20 protein-coding genes are annotated in these 22,749 nt (G+C 65.5%); 7 read left to right on the forward strand and 13 right to left on the reverse strand.

Going from position 1 to position 22,749, the window contains the following annotated elements; all coding sequences use genetic code 11:
* Positions 1-38: 38 nt before the first annotated feature.
* From U741_RS0109265 to cfa, 4 genes are all read right to left on the reverse strand, one after another.
* On the reverse strand, positions 39-926 hold the full coding sequence (locus U741_RS0109265; RefSeq protein WP_029890193.1) for a polyprenyl synthetase family protein: 888 nt from the start codon (positions 924-926) through the stop codon (positions 39-41).
* Positions 923-1,150, reverse strand: coding sequence for an exodeoxyribonuclease VII small subunit (xseB, locus tag U741_RS0109270; RefSeq protein ID WP_029890194.1), 228 nt, complete (start codon positions 1,148-1,150; stop codon positions 923-925). Before xseB ends, U741_RS0109265 begins: the two co-directional genes overlap by 4 nt.
* A 15-nt stretch (positions 1,151-1,165) precedes the next feature.
* Positions 1,166-2,716: a carbon-nitrogen hydrolase family protein gene (locus U741_RS0109275; RefSeq protein WP_029890195.1), complete on the reverse strand. Its 1,551-nt coding sequence runs from the start codon at positions 2,714-2,716 to the stop codon at positions 1,166-1,168.
* An 83-nt stretch (positions 2,717-2,799) separates the two neighbouring features.
* Entirely contained in the window at positions 2,800-3,978 is a 1,179-nt protein-coding gene (cfa, locus tag U741_RS0109280; protein WP_043110248.1) for a cyclopropane fatty acyl phospholipid synthase, read from the reverse strand.
* A gap of 214 nt (positions 3,979-4,192) precedes the next feature.
* Here cfa and parE point away from each other — a divergent pair, with 214 nt between their 5' ends.
* From parE to htpX, 4 genes are all read left to right on the forward strand, one after another.
* The gene (gene parE / locus U741_RS0109285; protein WP_029890197.1) at positions 4,193-6,082 is read left to right on the forward strand and encodes a DNA topoisomerase IV subunit B; all 1,890 of its coding nucleotides are present in this window, start codon (positions 4,193-4,195) and stop codon (positions 6,080-6,082) included.
* A 132-nt stretch (positions 6,083-6,214) separates the two neighbouring features.
* Positions 6,215-6,631, forward strand: a complete 417-nt coding sequence (locus tag U741_RS0109290; RefSeq protein WP_029890198.1) for a hypothetical protein — start codon at positions 6,215-6,217, stop codon at positions 6,629-6,631.
* 88 nt (positions 6,632-6,719) lie between these two features.
* Positions 6,720-8,948 carry a DNA topoisomerase IV subunit A gene (gene parC / locus U741_RS0109295; RefSeq protein ID WP_029890199.1) on the forward strand — a complete coding sequence of 743 codons (2,229 nt, stop codon included), beginning with the start codon at positions 6,720-6,722 and terminating at the stop codon, positions 8,946-8,948.
* Positions 8,949-9,022: 74 nt separating this feature from the next.
* Positions 9,023-9,898 carry a protease HtpX gene (gene htpX, locus U741_RS0109300; protein ID WP_029890200.1) on the forward strand — a complete coding sequence of 292 codons (876 nt, stop codon included), beginning with the start codon at positions 9,023-9,025 and terminating at the stop codon, positions 9,896-9,898.
* 197 nt (positions 9,899-10,095) lie between these two features.
* Here htpX and U741_RS0109305 read toward each other — a convergent pair whose 3' ends face one another.
* The 9 genes from U741_RS0109305 to rsmI form a co-directional block, all read right to left on the reverse strand.
* Positions 10,096-10,614: a hypothetical protein gene (locus tag U741_RS0109305; RefSeq protein WP_029890201.1), complete on the reverse strand. Its 519-nt coding sequence runs from the start codon at positions 10,612-10,614 to the stop codon at positions 10,096-10,098.
* Positions 10,605-11,708, reverse strand: a complete 1,104-nt coding sequence (locus tag U741_RS0109310; RefSeq protein WP_052378666.1) for an aminopeptidase — start codon at positions 11,706-11,708, stop codon at positions 10,605-10,607. The genes U741_RS0109305 and U741_RS0109310 overlap by 10 nt, the downstream gene beginning before the upstream one ends.
* A gap of 115 nt (positions 11,709-11,823) precedes the next feature.
* Positions 11,824-12,606 (reverse strand): hypothetical protein, encoded by a 783-nt coding sequence (locus U741_RS0109315; protein WP_029890203.1) that lies wholly within the window; start codon positions 12,604-12,606, stop codon positions 11,824-11,826.
* 2 nt (positions 12,607-12,608) lie between these two features.
* Positions 12,609-12,842, reverse strand: coding sequence for a hypothetical protein (locus tag U741_RS0109320; RefSeq protein WP_152551559.1), 234 nt, complete (start codon positions 12,840-12,842; stop codon positions 12,609-12,611).
* Between the two features lie 30 nt (positions 12,843-12,872).
* Entirely contained in the window at positions 12,873-13,796 is a 924-nt protein-coding gene (locus U741_RS0109325; RefSeq protein WP_084154769.1) for a helix-turn-helix transcriptional regulator, read from the reverse strand.
* Positions 13,797-13,804: 8 nt separating this feature from the next.
* A complete protein-coding gene (locus U741_RS0109330; RefSeq protein ID WP_029890206.1) occupies positions 13,805-15,136 on the reverse strand; it encodes a dihydroorotase in 1,332 nt (443 codons plus the stop codon).
* A 142-nt stretch (positions 15,137-15,278) separates the two neighbouring features.
* On the reverse strand, positions 15,279-16,013 hold the full coding sequence (locus U741_RS0109335; protein WP_029890207.1) for a 16S rRNA (uracil(1498)-N(3))-methyltransferase: 735 nt from the start codon (positions 16,011-16,013) through the stop codon (positions 15,279-15,281).
* Positions 16,010-17,401: an adenosylmethionine--8-amino-7-oxononanoate transaminase gene (locus tag U741_RS0109340; RefSeq protein ID WP_029890208.1), complete on the reverse strand. Its 1,392-nt coding sequence runs from the start codon at positions 17,399-17,401 to the stop codon at positions 16,010-16,012. Before U741_RS0109340 ends, U741_RS0109335 begins: the two co-directional genes overlap by 4 nt.
* Positions 17,402-17,432: 31 nt before the next feature.
* The gene (gene rsmI / locus U741_RS0109345) at positions 17,433-18,296 is read right to left on the reverse strand and encodes a 16S rRNA (cytidine(1402)-2'-O)-methyltransferase (RefSeq protein WP_029890209.1); all 864 of its coding nucleotides are present in this window, start codon (positions 18,294-18,296) and stop codon (positions 17,433-17,435) included.
* Positions 18,297-18,375: 79 nt separating this feature from the next.
* Here rsmI and U741_RS0109350 point away from each other — a divergent pair, with 79 nt between their 5' ends.
* From U741_RS0109350 to U741_RS0109360, 3 genes are read left to right on the forward strand one after another with little or no spacing between them, the layout of a single operon-like run.
* Positions 18,376-20,328, forward strand: coding sequence for a penicillin-binding protein activator (locus U741_RS0109350; protein WP_084154770.1), 1,953 nt, complete (start codon positions 18,376-18,378; stop codon positions 20,326-20,328).
* A complete protein-coding gene (locus U741_RS0109355; RefSeq protein WP_029890211.1) occupies positions 20,322-20,693 on the forward strand; it encodes a YraN family protein in 372 nt (123 codons plus the stop codon). Before U741_RS0109350 ends, U741_RS0109355 begins: the two co-directional genes overlap by 7 nt.
* Positions 20,693-22,084 carry an FAD-binding oxidoreductase gene (locus U741_RS0109360; protein WP_029890212.1) on the forward strand — a complete coding sequence of 464 codons (1,392 nt, stop codon included), beginning with the start codon at positions 20,693-20,695 and terminating at the stop codon, positions 22,082-22,084. The genes U741_RS0109355 and U741_RS0109360 overlap by 1 nt, the downstream gene beginning before the upstream one ends.
* Positions 22,085-22,749 lie beyond the last annotated feature (665 nt).

Genomic DNA, 22,749 nt, shown 5'->3' on the forward strand with positions numbered 1-22,749 from the left:
CCGGGCGACGACGACCGGTGGCGCTGAAGTGAGTGGCATCAGTGGCGGCGCTGCCGGATGGTGTCCATCAAGTCTAGCAACGCTGCGGGTTGCCGCAGTCTCTGCGCGGCATCCTGGGCGCGATCAAAGGCGATGTTGGCGCGGTCTCGGGCGGCAGCCAGGCCCAGAAGGCTGACAAAGGTTTGCTTGCCGTCGCGCGCATCCTTGCCGGCGGTCTTGCCCAGTTCGGCGGTGTTGGCGTCCACGTCCAGTACGTCATCCTGAATCTGATACGCCAGCCCCAGCGCGGCGCCACAGGCGCTGAGCGCATTCTGCTCGGTGGGTGATGCGGCGGCGGCGATGCCGGCCATGTCGAAGCAGGTTTGAATGAGCGCGCCGGTCTTGCGGTGATGCAGGGTGGTCAGGGCCTCCAAGGTCAAGGGCGTGTCGCCACCAGTCTGTGCGGCAAGATCCAGCACCTGGCCGCCGACCATGCCGCGTGCGCCGGCGGCGGCGGCCAGGCAGGCCACCAGGCGGATGCGGGTGTCGGCATCCAGCGCCTCATCGGCCGCCAGCACCTCGAAGGCCAGCGTGTTGAGCGTGTCGCCGACGAGAATGGCGGTGGCCTCGCCAAAGGCCTTGTGCACCGTCGGCTGGCCGCGCCGCAGGTCATCGTTGTCCATTGCCGGCAGGTCGTCGTGGACCAGCGAGTAGGCATGTGTGAATTCGACGGCCGCTGCCACGGCATCCAGCCGTTCCGCTGTTGCGCCCACGGCGCCGCCGCTGGCGTAGACCATCAGGGCCCGCAGCCGCTTGCCGCCGGCGCTGGCATAGCCCAAGGCTTCGACAAAGCGCCGGCTGGCCTCGTCGTCTGGGGTACTGCGCGCCAGTGCCTGACGCAGTGCCCGCTCGACGCGCGTGACCCAGGCCTGCGGCTCGGCGGTCATTCGTCGTCGCTGGGCCGCGTCAGGGTTTCGACCCGCTGGGTGGCGGTATCGAGTGCGCCACGACAGCGCTGGCTGAGCGCCATGCCCTGCTCGAACAGGGCAATGGACTGGTCCAGCGGCAGGTCGGACTGCTCCAACTGCTGGACCAGCGCTTCGAGCGTCTTCATGTCGGTTTCGAACTGGCTGACCGGATCATCCGGTGCGGCATCTTTGGCTTTGGTCATGGCATATGGCTGAGGTCAGGGCGCTGCGCGACCGCGCCATTGCACGGCGTACAGATCGTGGCGGCGGTCTTTGCGGTTTTGCACGGACCCATGGGCGCGGGCGGTTTTCAACGCGGCGAGATCGAGGTCGGCAAACGCGATCATCTCAACATTGGGGGTGGTGTCGGCGGCCACACCGTCACGGCCGAACGGAAAATCGCACGGCGTGATGATCGCGCTCTGGGCGTAGTGGATGTCCATGTTGTGAACGCGCGGCAGGTTGCCGGTGTTGCCCGAGGTGATGACGTAAATCTGGTTTTCGACCGCGCGGGCGTGAGCGCAGTAACGCACTCGAAGGTGGCCGTTGCGCTCTTCGGTGGAATAGGGCACGAACAGGATATCGGTCCCTTGGTCAACCAGATGTCGGGTAAGCTCGGGGAATTCACTGTCGTAACAGACCAGCACGCCGATGGTGCCGCAGTCGGTCTGGATGGCGCTCACGTAATCGCCGCCCTCGACCTGCCACCAGTAGCGCTCGGACGGCGTCGGGTGGATTTTGGGCTGCTCGTAAACCGAGCCGTCACGCAGAAACACGTGGGCGAGGTTGAGCAGGCGTCCGTCCTCCTGCACGGCCGGGTGACTGCCGGCAATGATGTTGACGTTGTAGCGCAGCGCCATTTCATGGAACAGCGCTTCCAGCCGGTCGTTGTATTCGGCCAGTTTCAGCACCGCCTCACGGGGTTTCAGCGGCTGGTTCTCGATCGACAGCAACTGCATCGCAAAGTATTCGGGAAACACCACGAAATCGCACTTGTAATCGGACACCGTGTCGACAAAGTAGCGAACGATATCGGCGAACTCATCAAATGACCTGATGGCGCGCTGCAGGTATTGCACCGTGGCGACGCGCACCGTTGACGGACCGCGATCAGCCGCCGAATGGGCGCGCGTCACGTCCTGGCGGGCCTGCGGGTTGCGCCAGATCATGTGCGAGGCGGCGCCGCCAGACTCGGCGTCGGACTTCAGGTATTTCGGCAACACGCCCAGAAACTCGAAGCCCTGACGCAACTGAAAATTCATCACCTGGTCACGAATCTGTCCGGCGATCACCGCCCGGCAATACTCGCCGTGGCCGCCCACCTTCTTGGCGCGACGCGCATAGCCGGGCAGGCGCCCGCCGAAGACGATGCTCTCGAGTCCCAGTTCGACACACAGCTTGCGGCGCGCGGAGTAAAGGCGCTCGGCCAGCCGCCGACCACGAAATTCGGGGTCAACCGCAACCTCGTAGCCGTAGAGCACATCGCCGTCTTCATCGTGGGTCGAGCCAAAGCCGTTGCCGGTGATCTCGGTCCAGGTGTGCGGACGCATGGCCTCTTCCCGGGTGACGATGATGCTGGCGCAATAGCCTGCCACCACCCCGTCGAGTTCGGCCACGAGGTGGCCTTCCGGAAAGTGGTTGAGCTGGCCACGCAACTGATCAAGCGTGTAGCCGCTTTGCGGTGCATACGCTTTTTTCATCAGGCGCCGGATGGCAGCAATGTCGGCGTGCAGCGCCGGGCGAATCGTGAGCGAGCGGTCGCGCGCCATTGAGTTCTCAGGGGGAAATTCGGCACCCAGTATCACCCAGGTACGCCTGTTTGAGGGCCAATTCGTGCTACATGCGAGGCGTTTCAGCTCAGCGGGCGGCGATAACCCCCGGGCACGCCGGTGGGCGACAGCACCACTTGCCAGAGCTGAACGGCCCGGGCGCGGAACGCCCCTGCGCACGACAGCAGGTAATACCGCCACATGCGCCTGAACCGATCGCCGTAGCGCGCCGCAAAGCGCGGCCAGTGTTGGCGGAATTGCGCGTGCCAGGCCAACAGGGTGCGGTCGTAATCGGCGCCGAAGTTGTGGACATCCTCGGTGACCCAGGCGGCGTCAACGCAATCGGTGATCTGCCCCAGGGTCGGCAACTGGCCGTTGGGAAAGATGTAGCGGTCGATCCAGGGATCGGTCGCCTCGTGGTGGCGGGTCTTGCCGATCGTGTGCAACAACATCAACCCGTCAGGCTTCAGTGCCCTGCGTGCGACGTCGAAAAACGCCGGGTAATTCTTGTTGCCGACGTGTTCGAACATGCCGATTGATGCCACGCGGTCAAAGCGGGCACCGGGCGCGACCTCGAAGCTGCGGTAGTCGGCCAGTTTCACGGTGACCGGCAGCCCTTGGCAGCGCTGTTGGGTCCACTCAGCCTGCGCTCGCGAGATGGTCAGGCCCACGCACTGCACGCCGTGATGCTCGGCCGCATGGCGCAGCAGGCTGCCCCAGCCACAGCCGATATCGAGCAGCCGCATGCCGGGCCTCAGCCCCAGCTTCTGGCAGACCAGTTCGAGCTTGGCGTTCTGCGCTGCATCCAGGGTGTCGGCGTCGGCCCAGTAGGCGCAGGAATACGCCATCGACTCGCCAAGCATGGCGGCGAAGAAGTCATTGCCCAAGTCGTAGTGCGCGCGGCCGACCACCCAGGCGCGCGCCCGGCTCTGCAGGTTGAAGAGGCGTGCGCGCAGTCTGGCCAAGGCCAGCACCGGGGGATGGACGGCGTTTTGCAGGCGTGCGGCGAGCAGGCGCTGGATCAGGCCGTCGAGCTGTTCGCAGTCCCAGTCGCCATCCATGTAAGCCTCGCCGAGCCCGAGGCTGCCCTGCGCGAGAATGCGCGCGGCGGCCCCCGGGCGATGTAATTGCAGGTCGAACGGGCGGGAGCCGTTGAGTGCGATGTCGGCACGCGCCAACAGCGCCGCCAGGCGGCGTTCGCCGGTGCCAGGCGTCCGTTGGGGCGGTGAAGGGGTGGATGGGGTGTCGTGGAAGTTCGCCATGACCGCTCTCCAGTGGGCCAACCGCCTCGACGGCCAGCATGGGTCCCGAAGTCACTGCCACACGGTGCTGAGGGTTGACCGTCTCGCAGTCACGGCCCCGACGTTAGGCACAATTGCCGCGTCGGGCAAGATGGCATCCCAGCTCGCTTGCCGCGAGGCCAAATTTTCCCGTAGCCTCCGCGCGCCCTGCCTCCACCGCTTTCCGGGTTATTCCATGACCGATGTTCAAAGTTACGGCGCCAATGCCATTGAGGTTCTGCAGGGTTTGGACCCGGTGCGCAAGCGTCCGGGGATGTACACCGACACCCAGCGACCCAATCACCTGGCCCAGGAAGTCATCGACAACGCGGTCGACGAGGCGCTGGCGGGTCATTGCAAGAGCATTCAGGTCACGGTCTTCGAGGACGGCTCGCTGGAAGTTTCCGACGACGGCCGAGGCATGCCGGTGGACCTGCACCCCGAGCACGGGGTGTCAGGGGTTGAGCTGATACTCACCAAGCTGCACTCCGGTGCCAAGTTCTCCAACAAGATGTACGGCTACTCCGGCGGTCTGCACGGCGTCGGGGTGTCGGTGGTCAATGCGCTGTCGACGCGGCTGGTGGTGACCGTCTATCGCGGCGGCAAGCAGCACGAGATGGCGTTTGCCAGCGGCAACAAGGCCGAAGAGCTGCGCGAAGTGGGCACCGTGGGGCAGCGGCGCACCGGCAGCACCGTGCGTTTCTGGCCTGACCCGAAGTATTTCGACAGTCCCAAGTTCAGCCTGCCGCGGCTCAAGCAGAACCTGCGCGCCAAGGCCGTGCTCTGCCCGAACCTGAAAATCAGCCTCGACGACCGCGTCCACGGTGAGCAGATCACCTGGCTTTACGAAAATGGTCTGCTCGATTACCTGAAGGACGCGCTCGGCGATCTCGAAACCCTGCCGGCCGAGCCCTTCACCGGCTCGCTGAAGGCGGCGCGTGAAGAAGCCGAATGGGCGCTGGTGTGGACGGCCGGCGGCACCGAAGCGGTCGCCGAGAGCTATGTCAATCTCATTCCCACCGCCCAGGGCGGCACCCACGTCAATGGTTTGCGCACCGGACTGACCGAGGCCATCCGCGAGTTCTGCGAGTTTCGCAACCTGTTGCCGCGCGGCGTGAAAGTCACGCCCGATGATGTGTGGAGCGGCTGTCAGTACGTGCTGTCGACCAAGATGCACGACCCGCAGTTTGCCGGGCAGACCAAGGAGCGCCTGAGTTCTCGCGAGACCGCAGCGTTTGTCTCCGGGACCGTCCACGACGCCTTTGGCCTGTGGCTCAACCAGCACCCGAACGAGGGCGAGCAGATCGCCCAGCTGGTGATCAGCAACGCCGCCGCGCGCCTCAAGCAGAGTCGCCAGGTGGTGCGCAAGAAAATCACCAGCGGCCCGGCGCTGCCCGGCAAGCTCGCCGATTGCGTGTCCACTGATCTGTCCCAGACCGAGCTGTTTCTGGTCGAAGGCGACTCGGCGGGCGGCTCGGCCAAACAGGCGCGCGATCGTGACACCCAGGCGGTGATGCCGCTGCGCGGCAAGATTCTCAACACCTGGGAGTGTGATGCCAACGAGGCGCTCGCCAGCCAGGAAATTCACGACATTTCGGTCGCCATTGGCGTTGATCCCGGCAGTGCCGACCTGAGCCAGCTGCGCTACGGCAAGGTCTGCGTACTGGCCGACGCTGACTCTGACGGGCTGCACATCGCCACCTTGCTGTGCGCCCTGTTTTTGCGTCACTACCGGCCCCTGGTTGCGGCTGGTCACGTGTACATCGCCATGCCGCCGCTGTACCGCGTCGATCTGGGCAAGCAAGTGTTTTATGCCCTGGATGGCGCCGAGCGCGACGGCATACTCGACCGCCTGCAGGCCGAGCACCCCAAGGCCAAGCTCAGCGTCACCCGCTTCAAGGGACTGGGCGAGATGAACCCGCTGCAACTGCGCGAAACCACAATGGCGCGCGACACGCGACGGCTGGTGCAGTTGACGCTTGACGAAGGGCAGTCCGACCAGATTGTCGACATGCTGCTCAACAAGAAGCGCGCCAGTGATCGCAAAGACTGGCTCGAGCGCGAGGGCAACCGCGCCAACGTTTGACCGATAGGGGTCGGCGTCATCCGCAGGCTGACGCGGGTAGGTCAGCAGTGACGCCGTCTGGCGTCGTTTGCGGATAGGCAGGACCGGCCCAGCCGCGCACTGTGGCGCTGCCCCTTGTCGACGGTCCTGCCCATGAAAATTGCCACGCTCATTGCCCTCGGGTCGATGGCGCTCTGCAGTCCGGCGTCGGCACAAGGATTGCCGACGCTCAACCTGTCGCTGGTGGCCAGCGGTCTGCCGCTGGTCGGCACCTTGGGCTTTGAAGGTTTGGGGCTGGGCGGTGCCAACCTGTTCACCGCGCCCACGGTCGACCCGCAGCCCGGCTTCGGGCACCGATTGCCAAGCCTGACGCTGACCGCGCAGCTGGTTGACCTGCCCGGGCTCGGGACCGTGGGCGTTGCTGACCTGGTGATTGGCGGTGATCGCTTGCTGGGGCCCGGCTTGCCCAGCGAACCGGCGCTGCAGGGCACGTTGCAAGGTCTGGGCGGCGTGGTCGGCGTGCTAAATCCCGGGGCGCTGCTGCAGGGGCTGCCTGCGGAAGCCCTTTAGGCCCTGCGCCAGGGCAGGGCAGGTCCGGCGCGGCCGGTGGCGGCTGCGTACACTCTGCCACCCGCATTTTTCTGAGTTCTGCCCCGCGATGTCCGTGATTGAAACCGAACGTCTGCCCCTCTCGGTGTTCGCCGAGCGTGCCTATCTCGATTACTCGATGTACGTGGTATTGGACCGCGCTCTGCCGAACATCGCCGACGGTCTGAAGCCGGTACAGCGGCGCATCGTTTACGCCATGAGCGAGCTTGGCCTGACCGCAGGCGCCAAATACAAGAAGTCGGCGCGCACTGTCGGTGACGTTCTCGGCAAGTTCCATCCGCACGGGGACTCGGCCTGTTACGAGGCCATGGTCACCATGGCGCAGCCCTTCGCGTATCGGTATCCGCTGGTCGATGGGCAGGGCAACTGGGGTTCGCACGACGACCCGAAAAGCTTTGCGGCGATGCGCTACACCGAATCGCGGCTGACGGCCTATGCCTCGACATTGCTGGTCGAACTGGCCAATGGCACGGTCGACTGGACGCCCAACTTCGACGGCACGCTGGACGAGCCGCGGCTGCTGCCGGCGCGCCTGCCCAACATTCTGGTCAACGGCACCACCGGTATCGCCGTGGGCATGGCCACCGACATCCCGCCGCACAACCTGCGCGAGCTGGCCAAGGCCTGCATCCATTTGCTCAAGCATCCCGGCGCCGAGATCGAGACGCTGATGCGTTTCGTGCCGGCGCCGGATTACCCCACCGGCTGTGAAATCGTCTCGGAATCGGCCGACCTGCTGAAGCTCTACCGCACCGGGCTGGGTAACGTGCGAGCGCGGGCGCGCTGGGAGCGCGAGCCTGACACCGGATACCTGATCGTCACCGCGCTGCCACATCAGGTTTCCGGCTCGCGGGTGCAGGAGCAGATCGCCGAGCAGATGCGCGCCAAGAAGCTGCCGCTGGTCGAGGATTTGCGCGACGAGTCCGATCATGAAAACCCGGTGCGCATCGTCATCGTGCCTCGCTCCAGCCGGGTCGACGCCGAGCAGTTGATGGCGCACCTTTTCGCGACCACCGATCTGGAAAAGAGTTACCGCGTCAACCTCAACATGATTGGTCTGGATGGTCGGCCCAAGGTCAAGAACCTGCGCGAGATCCTGGTCGAGTGGCTGGCGTTCCGCTTCGCCACGGTCACCCGGCGCCTCAACCACCGGCTGGCCAAGGTCAATGACCGTCTGCACCTGCTGGAGGGCTTGCTGATTGCCTTCCTGAACCTCGATGAAGTGATCCGCATCATTCGCTTCGAGGACGAGCCCAAGGCCGTGCTGATGGCGACCTTTGCGCTCAGCGAGCGGCAGACCGAATACATCCTCGACACCAAGTTGCGCCAGTTGGCGCGGCTTGAAGAAATGAAGATCAAGGGCGAGCAGGACGCCCTGGCCGCCGAGCGCGCCGAGCTCGAGGCGCTGCTGGCCGACGACGAGTCGCTGAAAGGCCTCATCGCCAGGGAAATTGCCGACGATGCACAGAAGTACGGTGATGACCGCCGCTGCCCGATCGGCGCCGCGCCGCCTGCGCAGGCGCTGTCGGCCGAGTCCATCCTGCCCGCCGAGGCGGTGACCGTGGTGCTCAGCCAGGCGGGCTGGATTCGTGCCGGCAAGGGCCACGACCTGGACCCGACGACATTGGCCTACAAGGCGGGCGACGGGTACTTCATCCACGCCCAGGGCAAAACCAATCAACTGCTGATCGGCTTTGACACCAAGGGGCGCGCCTACACGCTCAACCCGCGTGAACTGCCCTCGGCGCGCAGCCAGGGCGAGCCCGTCACCACCCGTCTGGACCTGCAGGACGGCGGCAAACTGGTGTCGCTGCTGATGGGCGAGGGTGACCAGCGCTACGTGCTGGCCTCGAACGAGGGCTACGGCTTTGTCACCCAGCTTGATGCGCTGCAGGCACGCAATCGCGCGGGCAAGGCGGTGGTCAGCCTTGGCGATGCCGCGCTGATGCCACCAGTGCTGTGCCGCGACCCGGCGTCCGAGCTTGCCGTGTGCACGGCCGAAGGGCGTCTGCTGGTGTTTCCGGTGGCTGACCTGCCCGAGCTGACCAAGGGTAAGGGCAACAAGCTGATCGGCCTCAAGGGCAAGGATGAAATTCTGGCCCTGGGGGTTTTGCCGCCGGCGGCCAATCTGGTGCTGACCTGTGGCAAACGCACCCTCACGCTCAAGCCAGCCGATCTTGATCTGTATCGCGGTGCCCGCGCCAGCCGCGGCGGGCATTTGCCGCGGGGCTTCCAGCGGGTCGAGGCGCTGAACGCTGACATCGGAACGAAATCCTGAACTGAGACCCTTGAGCGGCGGTCTATCTGCCGCATATTGTTCTTATCCGAAGCCACTGAGTCTCGTCTACGCCCATGAAACGAATCGGTTTGTTCCTGCTGACCAACATCGCCGTCATCCTGGTGCTGTCGGTGGTCGCCCACCTGTTTGGGCTCAACCGGTATCTCGAGGCCGACGGCACCCTCAACCTGACCACCCTGCTGCTGTTCTGCGCCATCTTTGGCATGGGCGGCTCGTTCATCTCGCTGCTGATGTCGAAGTGGGTGGCGCTGAAGATGACCGGCGCCCAGATCATCGAAAATCCGCGCAGCAGCCAGGAAATGTGGCTGGTCAACACGGTAAAACGTCAGGCCCAGGCCGCCGGCATCGGCGTGCCCGACGTGGCGATCTACAACGCGCCCGAGCCCAACGCGTTTGCCACCGGCTCGAACAAGAACAAGGCGCTGGTCGCGGTTTCGACCGGGCTGCTGACGCACATGTCTCAGGACGAAGTCGAAGCCGTGCTGGGCCACGAAATTGGTCACGTCGCCAACGGCGACATGATCACCCTGACCCTGATCCAGGGCGTGGTGAACACCTTTGTGATGTTTCTTGCCCGCATCATCGGCCACTTCATCGACCGCGCCGTGCTGAAGAACGAGGGCGGTTACGGCATGGGCTATTTCTTGAGCGTGATCGTGTTGCAGATCGTGTTCGGCATTCTGGCGTCGACCATCGTTGCGTGGTTCTCGCGTCAACGCGAGTTTCGCGCCGACCTTGCCGGGGCGCATCTGGCCGGTCGTCGCAAGATGATCAGCGCGCTGGAGCGTTTGAAGATGGCACATGGCCAATCGACCCTGCCCGAGCAGATCACCGCGTTCGGGATTTCGGGGGGCAAGATCAGCCGCATGTTCTCGACCCACCCGCCGCTGGAAGAGCGCATCGCCGCGCTGCAGCGCGCCGAGGGCTGATGCCACTGATGAGTCAAATCAAGGCGACCTTCGGGTCGCCTTTTTGTTGGTTGTTGGCCGGCATCGCGGGGCCGGCCGGTTATGGCCCTGGACTTCGTTGGTCGTCGCTTGTGTGGAATGACCCAACCGCGCTTCTCCCGCCTCGCCCAAGGCCATAACCGACTCGGCCGCAGCGATGCGCCAATTGTTAACAGGCCCTAAAGGCCCGCGCCGGGGTAATCTTGTCCGCGTGGAAACGCCGGCCCCTCGGGCGGCAGGCGGTACGGGTCATCGCAAAGCCGCTTCAGCTCGGTGAAGGCATCGGCAAGCTTGGGCAGATCATGGGGGTCGGGTGCAAAGAGCTGGGTGTCGTCAGCGCCGAACTCGTCGCGCAAGCCCACCCCCTGGTGCAGCGTGTCGATGCAGGCCGGCCCCTGATCGCAGGCAAAAATCAGGCTGGTGCTGCCATCCCATCCGGGCCGCGTACGGTCAAGGGGGATGGCTTGGCGCAGCACACGCGAGCCGGTCAGCTCGCGTCGGGTCGCGTGCAGGGTGCAGCCGTCACCGCTGAAGTTGAATGACCACGCAAAGTACTGGCCGGTGCGCTCCCAGCCCTCGCCTTGCTCACGACTCAGCAGACGGTCGATAAAGACGATGACCTCGCGCTTGGCCTGGGTGTCGCCTTGCACCATCACCGGGCTCGCGCAAGCGCAGGCCAGCAGCACACTCAGCCACACGCCTGATCGTCGGATTCCTCGCATGGCGCGAATGCTAGCAACTGCGTCAACTTGGCGCGGCGCGCATCGGGCGGCAGCTCGCCAATCGCCGATACCGCCAGATGAAAAGCTGACCAGTCGCGCCCGACCTCCTCAAAGAGCGCAGCAAAGGCCGGCACCCATTGGTCATAGAGGCCGAAGGGCAGCAAATCCGCATTGTTGAGCGGTCGGTCAAACCAGGCATCGTAGCCGCGCCAGCCTTCCCATTGAGCGTCGCGCATCGCCCGGTACCGGCGCTTCAGCTCGGCGAAGGCATGATCCTTGGCGGCGGCCAGGGCGGGTTCGTCGCCCTCGTGGTCGGCGTACGCAGCGGTCAGCCGCTCGCGGGTGTCCAGCACCAGCTTGATGAAGTCACGACGGCGCTGGATCAGCGCGGCGGCGTCCCCGTCGGGCACTCGGCCACGTGCGGCCTGCCATTGGCGCAGGCCTTCGGCTTCGACGAAGCTGGCGTAGCTTTCGTTGAAGGCGGTGTCACCGGGCACGAACAATCGTTCGTGGGTCATCTCATGGATCACCGTGCCGAGTAGCGGCGCGATGCCGCCGCGCAGCATGGTGTTGAGCACCGGGTCACGAAAGGTTCCCAGCGTGGAATAGGCCGGCACCGGTACGACCATTGCATCCCAGCCGGCGGCGGTCAGTCGCGCGGCTTCGGCCTCGGCCCGCGCCGGGTCGAAATAACCCTGATACGCCAGACAACCGACAAACCAGTGACAGACCTCGCGCGCCGTCAGCGCGTACTTCGGCGCAGCCATGACGTTCCACACCACGTGATCGCGCTTCAGGTCGACGTAATGCGTGTAGCTGCCGTTGTCGGGCAGCGCCAGGGTGTCAATGGCGAAGCTGCGCACGTCACGCACGTCGCGCAGCGCCTCGGCCAGTTCAGCCGGTGTCTGCGGTGCGGCGATGACCTCGCTGATGGCGGTGCGCGACGACAGCAGTTGCCATTGTCCCCCCGCCAGATGGGCGTAGTAACCGGCCTTGCCGCAGCCACTCAGCAGCAGGGCGGCGAGCCCCGCAGCCAGGCCGCGACAAATCAATTCAGCACGCTTCTGCATCCAAATTCCAAGGCACACGGTATTGCAATAGACACGGCCCGCAGGGGTTAACCAAATGGCTGGGACTGGCGGAGAGCACCCATGTGCTCTTCGCCCTTTTTATGTCTGCGGCCGCTCAGCGCTGGAAGTACGGCTGCAGGCGTTCGCGGGTCGGCGCGTCTGCGGCGACGTGCTGCTCAAGCCGTGATCGCAGCTTGATATCGACCCGGTCGCTGATGTCGGCCAGGCGCATTTGTTGGGGCCCAGGCATCTCGGCGACGGTCAGCACGATTTCGGTCAACAAGTCTGGCTCGGCCATGGCGGCCGCCAGTTGCGCGGCAAGGGCTTCATCGGTGAGCTGCGCCATGATGCGGGCGACGCGGTCCTTGCGCTGTGCGAATGATGAGACGCGCAAGCGGTCTGCAGGCTGCGCGATGTCCTGGATCAGGATCAGCGCCTTGTCGTCGGGCAGGTAGTCGGTGAAGCCGCCCATGATGGCGAACTCCCTGGCCGCCAACAGTTTGCGAGCGACACCGCGCATGATCTCGACCGGCAGCGCCGCCAGCAGCGCCTGGGCGCGTTCGGGCACCTGGTGGCGCGCGGTCTCGGTGAGAAAGTCATCGTCAAAATGCCGGGCCAGCCGCACCGACTGGTCGGTGGGCGTGAAGTACGACAGATTGGCGGTCAGCGCTGCGCCGAAAATGCCGGTACACAGCTTCGCCTTGAGCGGGTCGGGAATCAGTCGCCCGCCCGCCGCCAGACGCTTGAAGGCGCCCGCGAAGCGTTCGATGAGCGATTCTTGCAACAGGCGCCGCAACTGCATCAGCTGGACAGCATCCAGTGTGTCCAGGTGACGCAGCGCGTCCGTGTCGCGGTGCAGTAGCCGGGCAAGGCGGCGCAGTTCGGTCGGGCGATCCATCGTCACAGTCCAAACAGTTTGCGGACGGGCAGGCGCAGCAGCCGTGGCAACTGGTTGAGCGCGCCTTCCATGGCCTCGCCCAGCGCGGCAGCGTGCAGGCCTTTGGCGCGCTCGATGTCGGCGACCAACTGCGCGCAGGCGGCGGCATTGAGCGCGTCAAGAAACCCCAGATCGCGTCGGGGCACGCCAAGTTGGCGCACCAACGGTTCGAGAGGGTCGGGTTGCGGAGTGGCCATGAACGATCAGGCTGAGGGGTTGCGCCCAGCTTAGGCCGATTTGCGTTTGACGTCGGTGCGCACTTGGCTGATCAGATCTTCACGGCGGTAAACGCCCAGCTTGCGGTAGATCGATGCGCTGTGGTTCGCGACCGTCGACGGTGACAGCCCGAGCTGCTGCGCGATGCGCTTGAAGGTTTTGCCCTCTGACAGGTGGCGGGCCACCTCCTGCTCGCGGGGTGACAGCTTGTCGATGGGCAGCGTGGTGCGGACGTGAATCAACCACAGCGGACCCTGCGGCGAGACCCTTGCCTGCAATCTGCCGAGGGTGAACGTCTTGTGCGGGTCGAGCGCGTCCGCGCTTAACGGCACCGGCAACTGGCTCGTGGATATGCCACTGCCGAAGCAATGGTCCATCACCGTGCTGAACGCCGGACTGACGGCGTAATACGCGCCCTTCGGGTCGATCAGGGCGCCGGCCCCGCGTGTCGGGCGTCCCATCGCCCCCAGCCAGCTGTCGCGTGCCAGAAGCAAATCGAAAGCCAGGGTACCCGCCTCGACCAGATGTCCGATGGCATGGGACAGGGTGTCGTCACCGACGTCCGGCTTGGTCGCAAACGTGAGCAGTACGCGACTGCTCAGGTGAGTGTCCCGGTGCTGATAATCAATCACGCAGCCGACCGTGGACGGGCATCCGGGTACAGCCAACGTCGCAGGCAAGGGTGACAACCAGGTGGTGCGCTGGGAAGGACGCTGCGGCAAGTGCCTGAGTTCGTCGAGCTGCACCGGCGAGACCGACAGGGTGCTGGTGCGCACCGGGCCAGCCGCGTTGCCGGCGCCGGTCAGCCACACGGCACTGGTGGCGTCGCTCCATTGCGCAAGCACCTCCAGCGCCTTGAGGCGTGCTTCTTCCCAATGGGGTTCAAGTGCGACAACGCGATACAACCGGTGTATGAGCCGGTCTAGGTCAGCCATTGGAAGTCCTAAAAAGACGCCGAGAAGCGTAGCCTTGCCCCGCGGGGTTGGCTGACCAGAACGCCGTCGTCATAAACCTTGTGACCGTTGATCCACGTCGTTTTCACGCGGCCGGTGAGGGTGTCGCCTTCCAATGGTGACCAACCGCAGTGGTACCGCACGTCGCTGCGGTCAACGAGATATGAGTGATTTGGGTCGACCAGTGCGAGATCGGCGTAGGCGCCTTCGCGGATGAAGCCGCGGTCACGCACGCCGAACAGCCGCGCCACGTTATGGCTGGTGCGCTCGACCACGTCGAAAAGGCTCAGCTCGCCGCGAGCGGCCAGCGTCATCAGCATCGGCAGTGCGTGCTGCACCAGCGGTAACCCGGCCGGCGCCTTGAAGTAGGTGCGGTCTTTTTCTTCGCGCGTGTGCGGCGCGTGGTCGGTGGCGACCACATCGATGATGCCGGCCTTTACCGCCGCCACCAGCGCCGCGCGATCCTCGGCACGTTTGATGGCGGGGTTGCACTTCACCTTGGCGCCGCGCGTGGCATAGCTGCTCTGGTCGAAATACAGGTGGTGCACGCAGGCCTCGACGCTGATGCGCTTGTCCTTGACCGGGCCGGCGGCGAAGAATTCGAGCTCTTTGGCGGTGGTCAGGTGCAGCACGTGCAGTCGCGCGCCGTGCTGCCTGGCCAAGCCCACGGCAAGCTCGGTGGAGGCATAGCAGGCCGCCTCCGAGCGGATCAGCGGATGCTGATCAAACGGCACGTCCTCGCCCCAGCGCTCACGCGCGGCGGCCTCATTGGCGAGGATCATCGGCGTGTCTTCGCAGTGGGTCACCACCATCAGCTTGGAGCGCGAAAAAATGGCCGACAGCGTGGTCGGATCGTCAACCAGCATGTTGCCGGTGGACGCGCCCATGAACACCTTGACCGCGCAGGCTTCGTCCGGCTGCAGGCGCGCCACTTCCTCGGCGTTGTCGTTGGCCGCGCCAAAGTAAAAAGCGTAGTTGGTGTGCATGCGGCCGGCGGCCATGGCGTACTTTTCGGCCAGCCTTTCGCGGGTGGTGATGGTCGGGTTGTTGTTGGGCATGTCCATCACGCTGGTGATGCCGCCTGCTGCTGCTGCCGCCGACTCGGTGGCGAGGTTGCCCTTGTGGGTCAGCCCCGGTTCGCGAAAGTGCACCTGATCGTCAATCATGCCGGGGATCAGCGTCAGGCCGCCGGCGTCATACACCTCGTGTCCGGGCGGGCAGCTGATTTGCGGCGCGATTCTTTCGATGCGCTCCCCGCTAATCAGGACATCAGCGTCGAACTGGCGACCTTCATTGATAATTTTGGCGTTGGTGATCAGCACGTTGGGATGCAGGAGTTGCCGGGGCGCCCAAGACTAACCCCTTCGCGGCCCATTGGGGAATCCGCACCATCGGGCAGATCACACAGGGCGTGATGGGGTGGCGCGCCCGGTCGCCGGTCAGTCCTTCGCCTTTAAGCGCGAGTCACCCGGCTCCCCAATCGCCCCACAACGCCTGCAAGGCGGCCAGTGTCGCCACCCCGGCGGTCTCGGTCCGCAGCACACGCGGGCCGAGCTGCACGGCGGTGAAGCCGGCATCCAGCGCCAGGCGAATCTCGGTGGGGTCCAGCCCGCCTTCGGGGCCGACCAGCAGCGCCACGCCCGACTCAGGGGGTGGCAAGTCGCGCAGGGCTCGGCCGTGCTCGGGCAGCAAGGCCAGTCTCAAGACCTCATCAGGCAGGGCGTTCAGCGCCGCGTCCAGGCTTGCCGGCGGATGCAGTGACGGGATCACCACCCGACCCGACTGCTCGCAGGCACTGACAATCACGCCCTGCCAGTGCGCATATTTTTTGGCCCAGCGGTCGGCGTCCAGCTTCACCATCGAACGCTGTGTGGTGAGCGGCTGGATTGCGGTCACACCCAGCTCAACAGCCTTTTGCAGGGTGTAATCCATGCGCTCACCCTTGGACACGCCTTGCAGCAAAGTGACCGCCAGTGGCGACTCACGCACGGGCCGCTGCACGGCGCCAACCCTGATGCGGCTGTGGCGCTTTTCCGCAGTGATCAGCGCGGCGGGGGCCTCGCAGCCTTGGCCGTCGAACACCGTCAGTGCGTCGCCGGCATGCAGCCGCAGCACCTGTACCAGATGTCGATGCGCGGCTTCGGGCAAGTCGTGCTCGTCGCCTTCGCGCAACGTGACCGGCAGATGGATGCGGGTCATGTGCGGGTGGCGACGTCAACCGCTTCGGTCAGCACCTCGCATAGTCGGCCGATCTCGGCTGGCGTGATCACGTATGGCGGCATCAGGTAGAGCGTGTTGCCCAGCGGTCGCAGCAGCACGCCCTTGTCCAGCGCATGTTGGTAAGCGCGCAGACCGCGCCGCTCGCCGGCCGGGTAGGGCTTGCGCTGATGCGGCGAGGCCGCTAACTCCACCGCCAGCACCATGCCCTGCTGGCGCACTTCGGCCACATGCGGATGGCTGCGCAAGGCGGCGGTCTGGGTCCACATCAGCTGCCCCAGGCCGCGGACGATGGCCATCCAGTTGCACTCGTCGAACACCGCCAGGGTGCCCAGCGCGGCGGCGCAGGCCAGCGGGTTGCCGGTGTAGGAATGCGAATGCAGGAAGGCCTTGCCGGTGGCGTAATCGTCGTAGAACGCTTCGTAGACGCGCTCGTTGGTCATGGTGACGGCCAGCGGCAGGGTGCCGCCGGTGATGCCCTTGGACAGGCACATGAAATCGGGCGTGATGTTGGCGTGATCGCAGGCAAACATGTGTCCGGTTCGGCCGAATCCGGTGGCGATTTCGTCAGCGATCAGATGAATCCCCAGCTCATCGCAGGCTTCGCGCAGCAGCTTGATCCACACCGCGTGATACATGCGCATGCCGCCAGCGCATTGCAGCAGTGGCTCGATGATCACCGCCGACAGGGTCTCGGCATGGGCTTCGAGAATGCGCCGCGCGTCGCTGAAGCGGCGGCGGCTGTAGTCCTCCCAGCTTTCACCGGGACCACGACCACCATCCTGCATCAGGCTGCAATCGGGCGAGGGCAGGGTGATGGGGGTCAGCAGCAGCGGCGCGTAAGTATCGCGGTACAGACCGGTGTCGCCGACCGCCAGTGCGCCCAGGGTTTCGCCGTGGTAGCTGTTGGTCAAGGTCGCGAAGCGGGTCTTTTCGGGCTTGCCGGTGTTGCGCCAGTAGTGGTGGCTCATCTTCAGCGCGACTTCGACCGCCGACGAGCCATTGTCGCTGTAGCAGCAGCGGCTCAATCCCTTGGGCGTAAGGGCCACCAGCTTTTCGGACAGGCTGACCACCGGCTCGTGGGTGAAGCCGGCGAGCATCACGTGATCGAGCGTGTCCAGTTGGCGCTTGACGTGCTCGACGATGACCGGGTGCCGGTGGCCGAAAATGTTGGTCCACCACGAGCTGACGGCATCGAGAATGCGCTTGCCATCGGGCGTTTCCAGCCACACGCCCTCGGCCTTGGCGACCGGCACCAGCGGTAGCCATTCGTGGTCTTTCATCTGCGTACAGGGGTGCCAGACCACGGCGCGGGAGCGGCTGACGAGGTCGGACGCGGCGTTGGCCGGGTCGGGGGAAGTCGGATTCATGTGCCGATGATAAACGCCGCCGTCGCGGGACTCAGGCGTCGGGCTCGGCGAGTGACTCGACGTAGAGCTGCTTGCGCGGCGCACCGCTCAGTTCGGCCGCGATGCGCGCCGCGCGCGAGGCGGGCAGTTCCTGCACCAGTCGCGCCATGAGGCGGCGCCCTTCAGTCAGTTGACGATCGGCATCCGAAGCGGCCGCGGCGCCTGCCACACACAGCACGAACTCGCCCTTCTCATGCATCGGGTCTTCGGCCAGCCAAGCGCGCAGGGCACCCAGTGGCAGGCGAACGCTCTGCTCGAAGCGCTTGGTCAGTTCACGCGCCAGCAGCACGTCGCGGTCGGCGCCGAGCACGGCTTCCATGTCGGCCAGGGTGTCGGCAATGCGATGACTGGACTCGTAGCAGACCCACGTTTCAGTGAGCGCCCCCAGCGGCGCCAGGGCGCTGCGGCGGGCGCTGGTTTTGGCGGGCAGAAAGCCGACGAAGGTGAAGCGGTCGGTCGGCAGCCCGGCAATCGACAGCGCGGCAATCAGCGCACAGGGGCCGGGGACGGTCATCACCGGTAAACCGGCATCACGCACTTGGCGCACCAACACGAAGCCGGGGTCCGAGATCAGCGGCGTCCCCGCATCCGAGATCAGCGCCAGCGCTTCGCCGGCCTCAAGACGTTGGATCAGTGACTCGGCCAGCCCGCGCTCGTTATGGTCGTGCAGTGCCGCCATTGGCGTGGTGATACCAGCGTGTTGCATCAGCACCCAGCTGTTGCGGGTGTCCTCGGCAAGGATCAGGTCAACCCCCGCCAGCACAGCGGCCGCGCGCGGACTCAGGTCGGCCAGATTGCCGATGGGCGTTGCCACAACATAGAGATGGCCGCGGGCGACCGATTCGGGGTTCGACATACTCAAGGCCGGTAGGCGAGGGCGTTGCGGTGGGTGGATATCCGCTGCCAAGAAAGTAGCGTGTCATACTTTTGACGCCATGAGATCGACGTCAAAACAACGAGAATTGCGGCCGCTGGCCACCTTTTTGGCCTTGGCCGCAATCACCGGCCTGATCGCCGGTTGTGTCGGCGCGCCGATACAGGCCCCGCAGCGCCCGGCCCCTGCACCGTCACCGCCGATGCAGACCACCCCCGAGCCCGAGCCGCCGTCTGGCGCCACTGCGCCGTTGCCACTGCCGTCGATGCGACCGGTGCCCTCGTTGCCGCCCGCGCCGCCCCGCAGCGCCGAGTTGGATGCCGCTGAAGCGGCGCTCAACGTCGGTGACCTGGAGCAGGCGAAGTCGCGCATCAATGCGGTGTTTGATCAATCGCTTGACCCTGAGCAGTTGCCTTATCTACAACTGATCAACGCCCGCATTGCTGCGGCCGAGGGCCGGCCCAATGCGGTCCTTGAGCGTTTGCCGGTGGCGATGATCAGTGCCGAACTGGCCGCCGCGACCGAAGGCCTGCGTGCGGATGCCCTGCGTGAGCTCGGTGATTTCGTCGGTGCGATTCACGCCTGGTCCGAGCGTGGCCGGTGGTTGCAGGGCGAGGCGCGGGAGGCCAATCAGGAACAACTCTGGTCGGACTTGATGCGCGCGCCGCTGACGCCCAGCGACCTTGATCGGGCGCGCGCGCTCGGAGGCGATGTCGAAGGCTGGATCGCACTCGGTCTGGTGGCGCGACAACCGGCGGCTGATGCATTGGACCGCTGGCGCGACGATTACCCGAATCACCCCGGGCAGGCGCGCTTCGAAACCCTGGACAGTCCCGACGGGGACGGCCGCTTCACCCAGATGCCGCTGCCGTTCGGGGGCGAGTGGGCGGTGCTGCTGCCATTGAGTGGCCCGTTACAGAGCATTGGTGAGGTGATTCGGGATGGCTGGATCGCCGCTTACCTGAAGGCCGGTGCCGTGGCGCCGGTCCGCTTTTATGACGCGGGCAGCACGCCGGATGAGGCGCTCAGTGCATTTGATCAGGCGCTGGCGAACGGCGCCGCCATAGTGATCGGGCCGCTGCGCCGCGAGTCGGTGGCCGCCATCGCCCAGCGTGGCCCATTGCCGGTGCCGGTGGTTGCCCTCAACCAGTTGCCTGCCGACATGGCCTGGGTGCCCAACCTGTACCAGTTCGCGCTGGCGCCCGAAGATGAGGCGCGCGCTGCGGCCGATCACGCCGTGAGCCAGGGCCTGCGCACGGCCGTGAGCCTGCTGCCCGACAACGACTGGGGCGCGCGCGTCGAGCAAGCCTTTCGTGATCGCATCGAAGCCCTCGGCGGGCGCTTGCTGAGCAGCCGTCGTTATGCGCCGGGCACCGATGATTTTTCGACTTCCATCAAGGCCTTGATGCAGATTGGCGAAAGTGAGTCGCGCCATCGTCAAGTCAGCGCCATGCTCGGTGAGCGCCCGGTATTTGAGACCCGCCGCCGCGCCGATGTCGATTTCGTGTTCTTTGCCGGTCGCCCCACCGACGGGCGGCTGATTTGGAGCCAGTTCCGCTTTCACCGTGCACAAGATCTGCCCGCCTACGCCACCTCAATGATCTACGAGCCGGGTATGCGGCCGGGCATTGACCTTGCCGGCAGCCGTTTTTGCGACATGCCGTGGATGTTTGACGACGCCCTCGGCACGCAAAGTCCGCTGGCAGGGGTGGCGCAGACGCTCCCGAGCAACGGCAATCAGTCGCGCCTGTTCGCGATGGGCGTAGATGCCTTCGCGCTGGCCTCCAGTGTCGCGCGAGGTCAGGCCAGTCTCGGTTACAGCGTCATTGGCAGCACCGGTGAGCTCTGGTTTGACGTCAACGGCGCGGTCCAGCGACGACTCGACTGCGCGCGCTTCACCACCCGGGGCATCGACCTGCTGCCGCGCGCCACCGACCCCGGCCGTGTCAGGGTTGAAGATCGCTACCTTGAACAATTGCGCGTCGAGGACGGCGTTCGCGGCTCGGCGTGGTAATTGATCGCCTGCGCGCGCTGGCGCGGGGGCGACAGGCCGAAGACCGGGCGGCGCAGTATTTGCGGCGCGCCGGTCTCCAGATCCTGGCGCGCAATGCGCGATTCAAGGCTGGCGAACTGGACCTGATCGCGCTCGACGGCGAGCAATTGGTGTTCGTCGAAGTGCGCGCCCGCGCAATCAGCCGTTTCGGTACCGCTGCTGACAGCATCACCGCCACCAAACAGGCGCGTCTGGTGCGCGCCGCGCAAGCGTGGTTGCAGCAGCAACGCGCGCACCAACATCGCGCCGTTCGCTTTGATGTCATGGCCTTTGACGGCAGCGCCGAACCGCAGTGGATCCGCCACGCCTTCGAGGTGGCCGGCTAATGATAGGCCACATCGAGGCCGTACTTGCGTCTTTGCGCGCCACCTTGCCGGCCGAGCGGGTGATGACCGACGCCGCCGATTGCCTGGCCTATGGTTACGACAACTCGCGTCGCTGCGCCGCGCCGCAGGCGGTGGTGGTCGCCCTGAATGCCGAGGATGTGGCATTGACCGTGCGCGCCTGCCGCGAGCATGCCGTGCCGCTGACCGTGCGCGGCCGAGGCACCAACACCACCGGTGCCAGCGTGCCGGTCGCAGGCGGTGTGGTGCTGACTTTGGAGCGGATGAACCGCGTGATCGAGTATCGACCGGCGGACCGGTTGATGGTGGTCGAGCCCGGCGTGCTCAACGCCGAGGTGCAGCGCATTGCCGAGGCCGATGGTCTGTTCTGGGCGCCGGATCCGACCAGTGCGGCCTATTCGACTGTGGGGGGCAACCTCGCCTGCGGTGCCGGCGGGCCGCGCGCGGTCAAGTACGGCACCGCGCGGGATGCGGTGCTCGGGCTCAGGGCGGTGACCGGCAACGGCGACCTGATTCGCAGCGGCGGTGAAACCACCAAGGGCGTCGTCGGCTATGACCTGACACGGCTGCTGATCGGCAGTGAAGGCACGCTGGCGGTGATCACCGAGGCGACCCTCAAACTGCTGCCGCGCCCCACCGAGCGCCGCATGTTGCGCGCCTGCTACGTTGACACCACGGCCGCCATCGCCGCCGTGGTACGCCTGATGGGCCAAGCCGATCTGCCCTGCGCGGTGGAGTTCATGGACGGCGCCGCCGTGGCCCTCGCGCAGGCCTGGCGTGATACCGGGGTGCCTGCCGCAACCGGCGCGCTGCTGCTGATCGAGGTGGACGGCAGCGCCGCGTCGGTGAGCTTGACCCAGCAAGCCGTGGCGGCGGTTGCGGCCGCCGGCGATGGGGTGGTGGCCGTCGATGTTGCCGAGACAGCGGCGCATGCCGAGGCGCTCTGGGCATGTCGCAAGGCGCTGTCGCCGTCGCTGCGCAAACTGGCACCCAAGAAGGTCAACGAAGACGTCGCGGTGCCGGTCAGCCGTCTGCCGCTATTGCTGGCCGAGGTCGAGGCGATCGCCGCATCGGGCGGCTTGCAGATCGTCAACTTCGGCCATGCCGGCAACGGCAACATTCACGTCAACATCCTTGCCGACCCGGATGATCCGGCGCAGATGAGTGCCATCACGCCTGCGCTGTCACGATTGTTCCGCAAAGTGCTTGATCTGGGGGGCACGTTGTCGGGGGAGCACGGCGTGGGTATCGACAAGCGTGAGTTCGTTGCCTGGGAGATTGATGCGGTGACACTGGCACTGATGCACTCACTGAAGCGGGTGTTTGATCCGGTGGGGATTCTGAATCCGGGGAAGACGTTGCCGGGACCTTAGGGGGCTGCGGGCTTGTTTCAGAGCCCTGATCGTCGGGTCTGATGTGCTGGCGATTAAGGGTTCCATCACCATCAAGGCTCGCTTGATGGGCCTGCTGGCGGGCTGGGTTTCATGACCCCCACCACCAACTTGAGGGCTCAGAGGCCGGGACTGCCCCCGGCGGGGCAGTTCCTTTTCTTGCACCAAGAAAAGGAACCAAAAGAAGGTGCCCCACTGCCGGGCCCCGCTGCGCGGGGTGCCCTGTGCTTCTCGCAGGTGCGGGGCCTCGCTTCAACTCGCTTCGCTCAAACAACCGCGAGGCTTGATCCCGCCCCTGCTGCGATGCTCGGCCCGGTCAGACGGGGGTGAACAGCAAAAGCCAAAGCGTCACCGGCGCGCTGCTTTTGCTTCTGCCTTTGACGTTCTCCCCCCTTTGTTTCGGCCGAGCATCGGAGGGGCAGGCGATCAAGGCTTGCGCTTGTCTGAGCGTTAGCGAGTTGCGCAAGCCCGCCTGACGCGAGAAGCGCAGGGGCCTTTGGGCTGAAAGCCCAAAGCCGAAACATGGGGTGGCTCTTTTGCTTACTTTTCTAGCAGTAGAAAAGTGAGTGCCCCGCCGGGGGCAGTCCCGGCCACTGAGCCCTCAAGCTGGCAGTGGAAGTTCTGAAACCCAACTCGCTGACAGACCA

The sequence above is a fragment of the Polycyclovorans algicola TG408 genome (genome assembly GCF_000711245.1).
Lineage (GTDB): Bacteria > Pseudomonadota > Gammaproteobacteria > Nevskiales > Nevskiaceae > Polycyclovorans > Polycyclovorans algicola.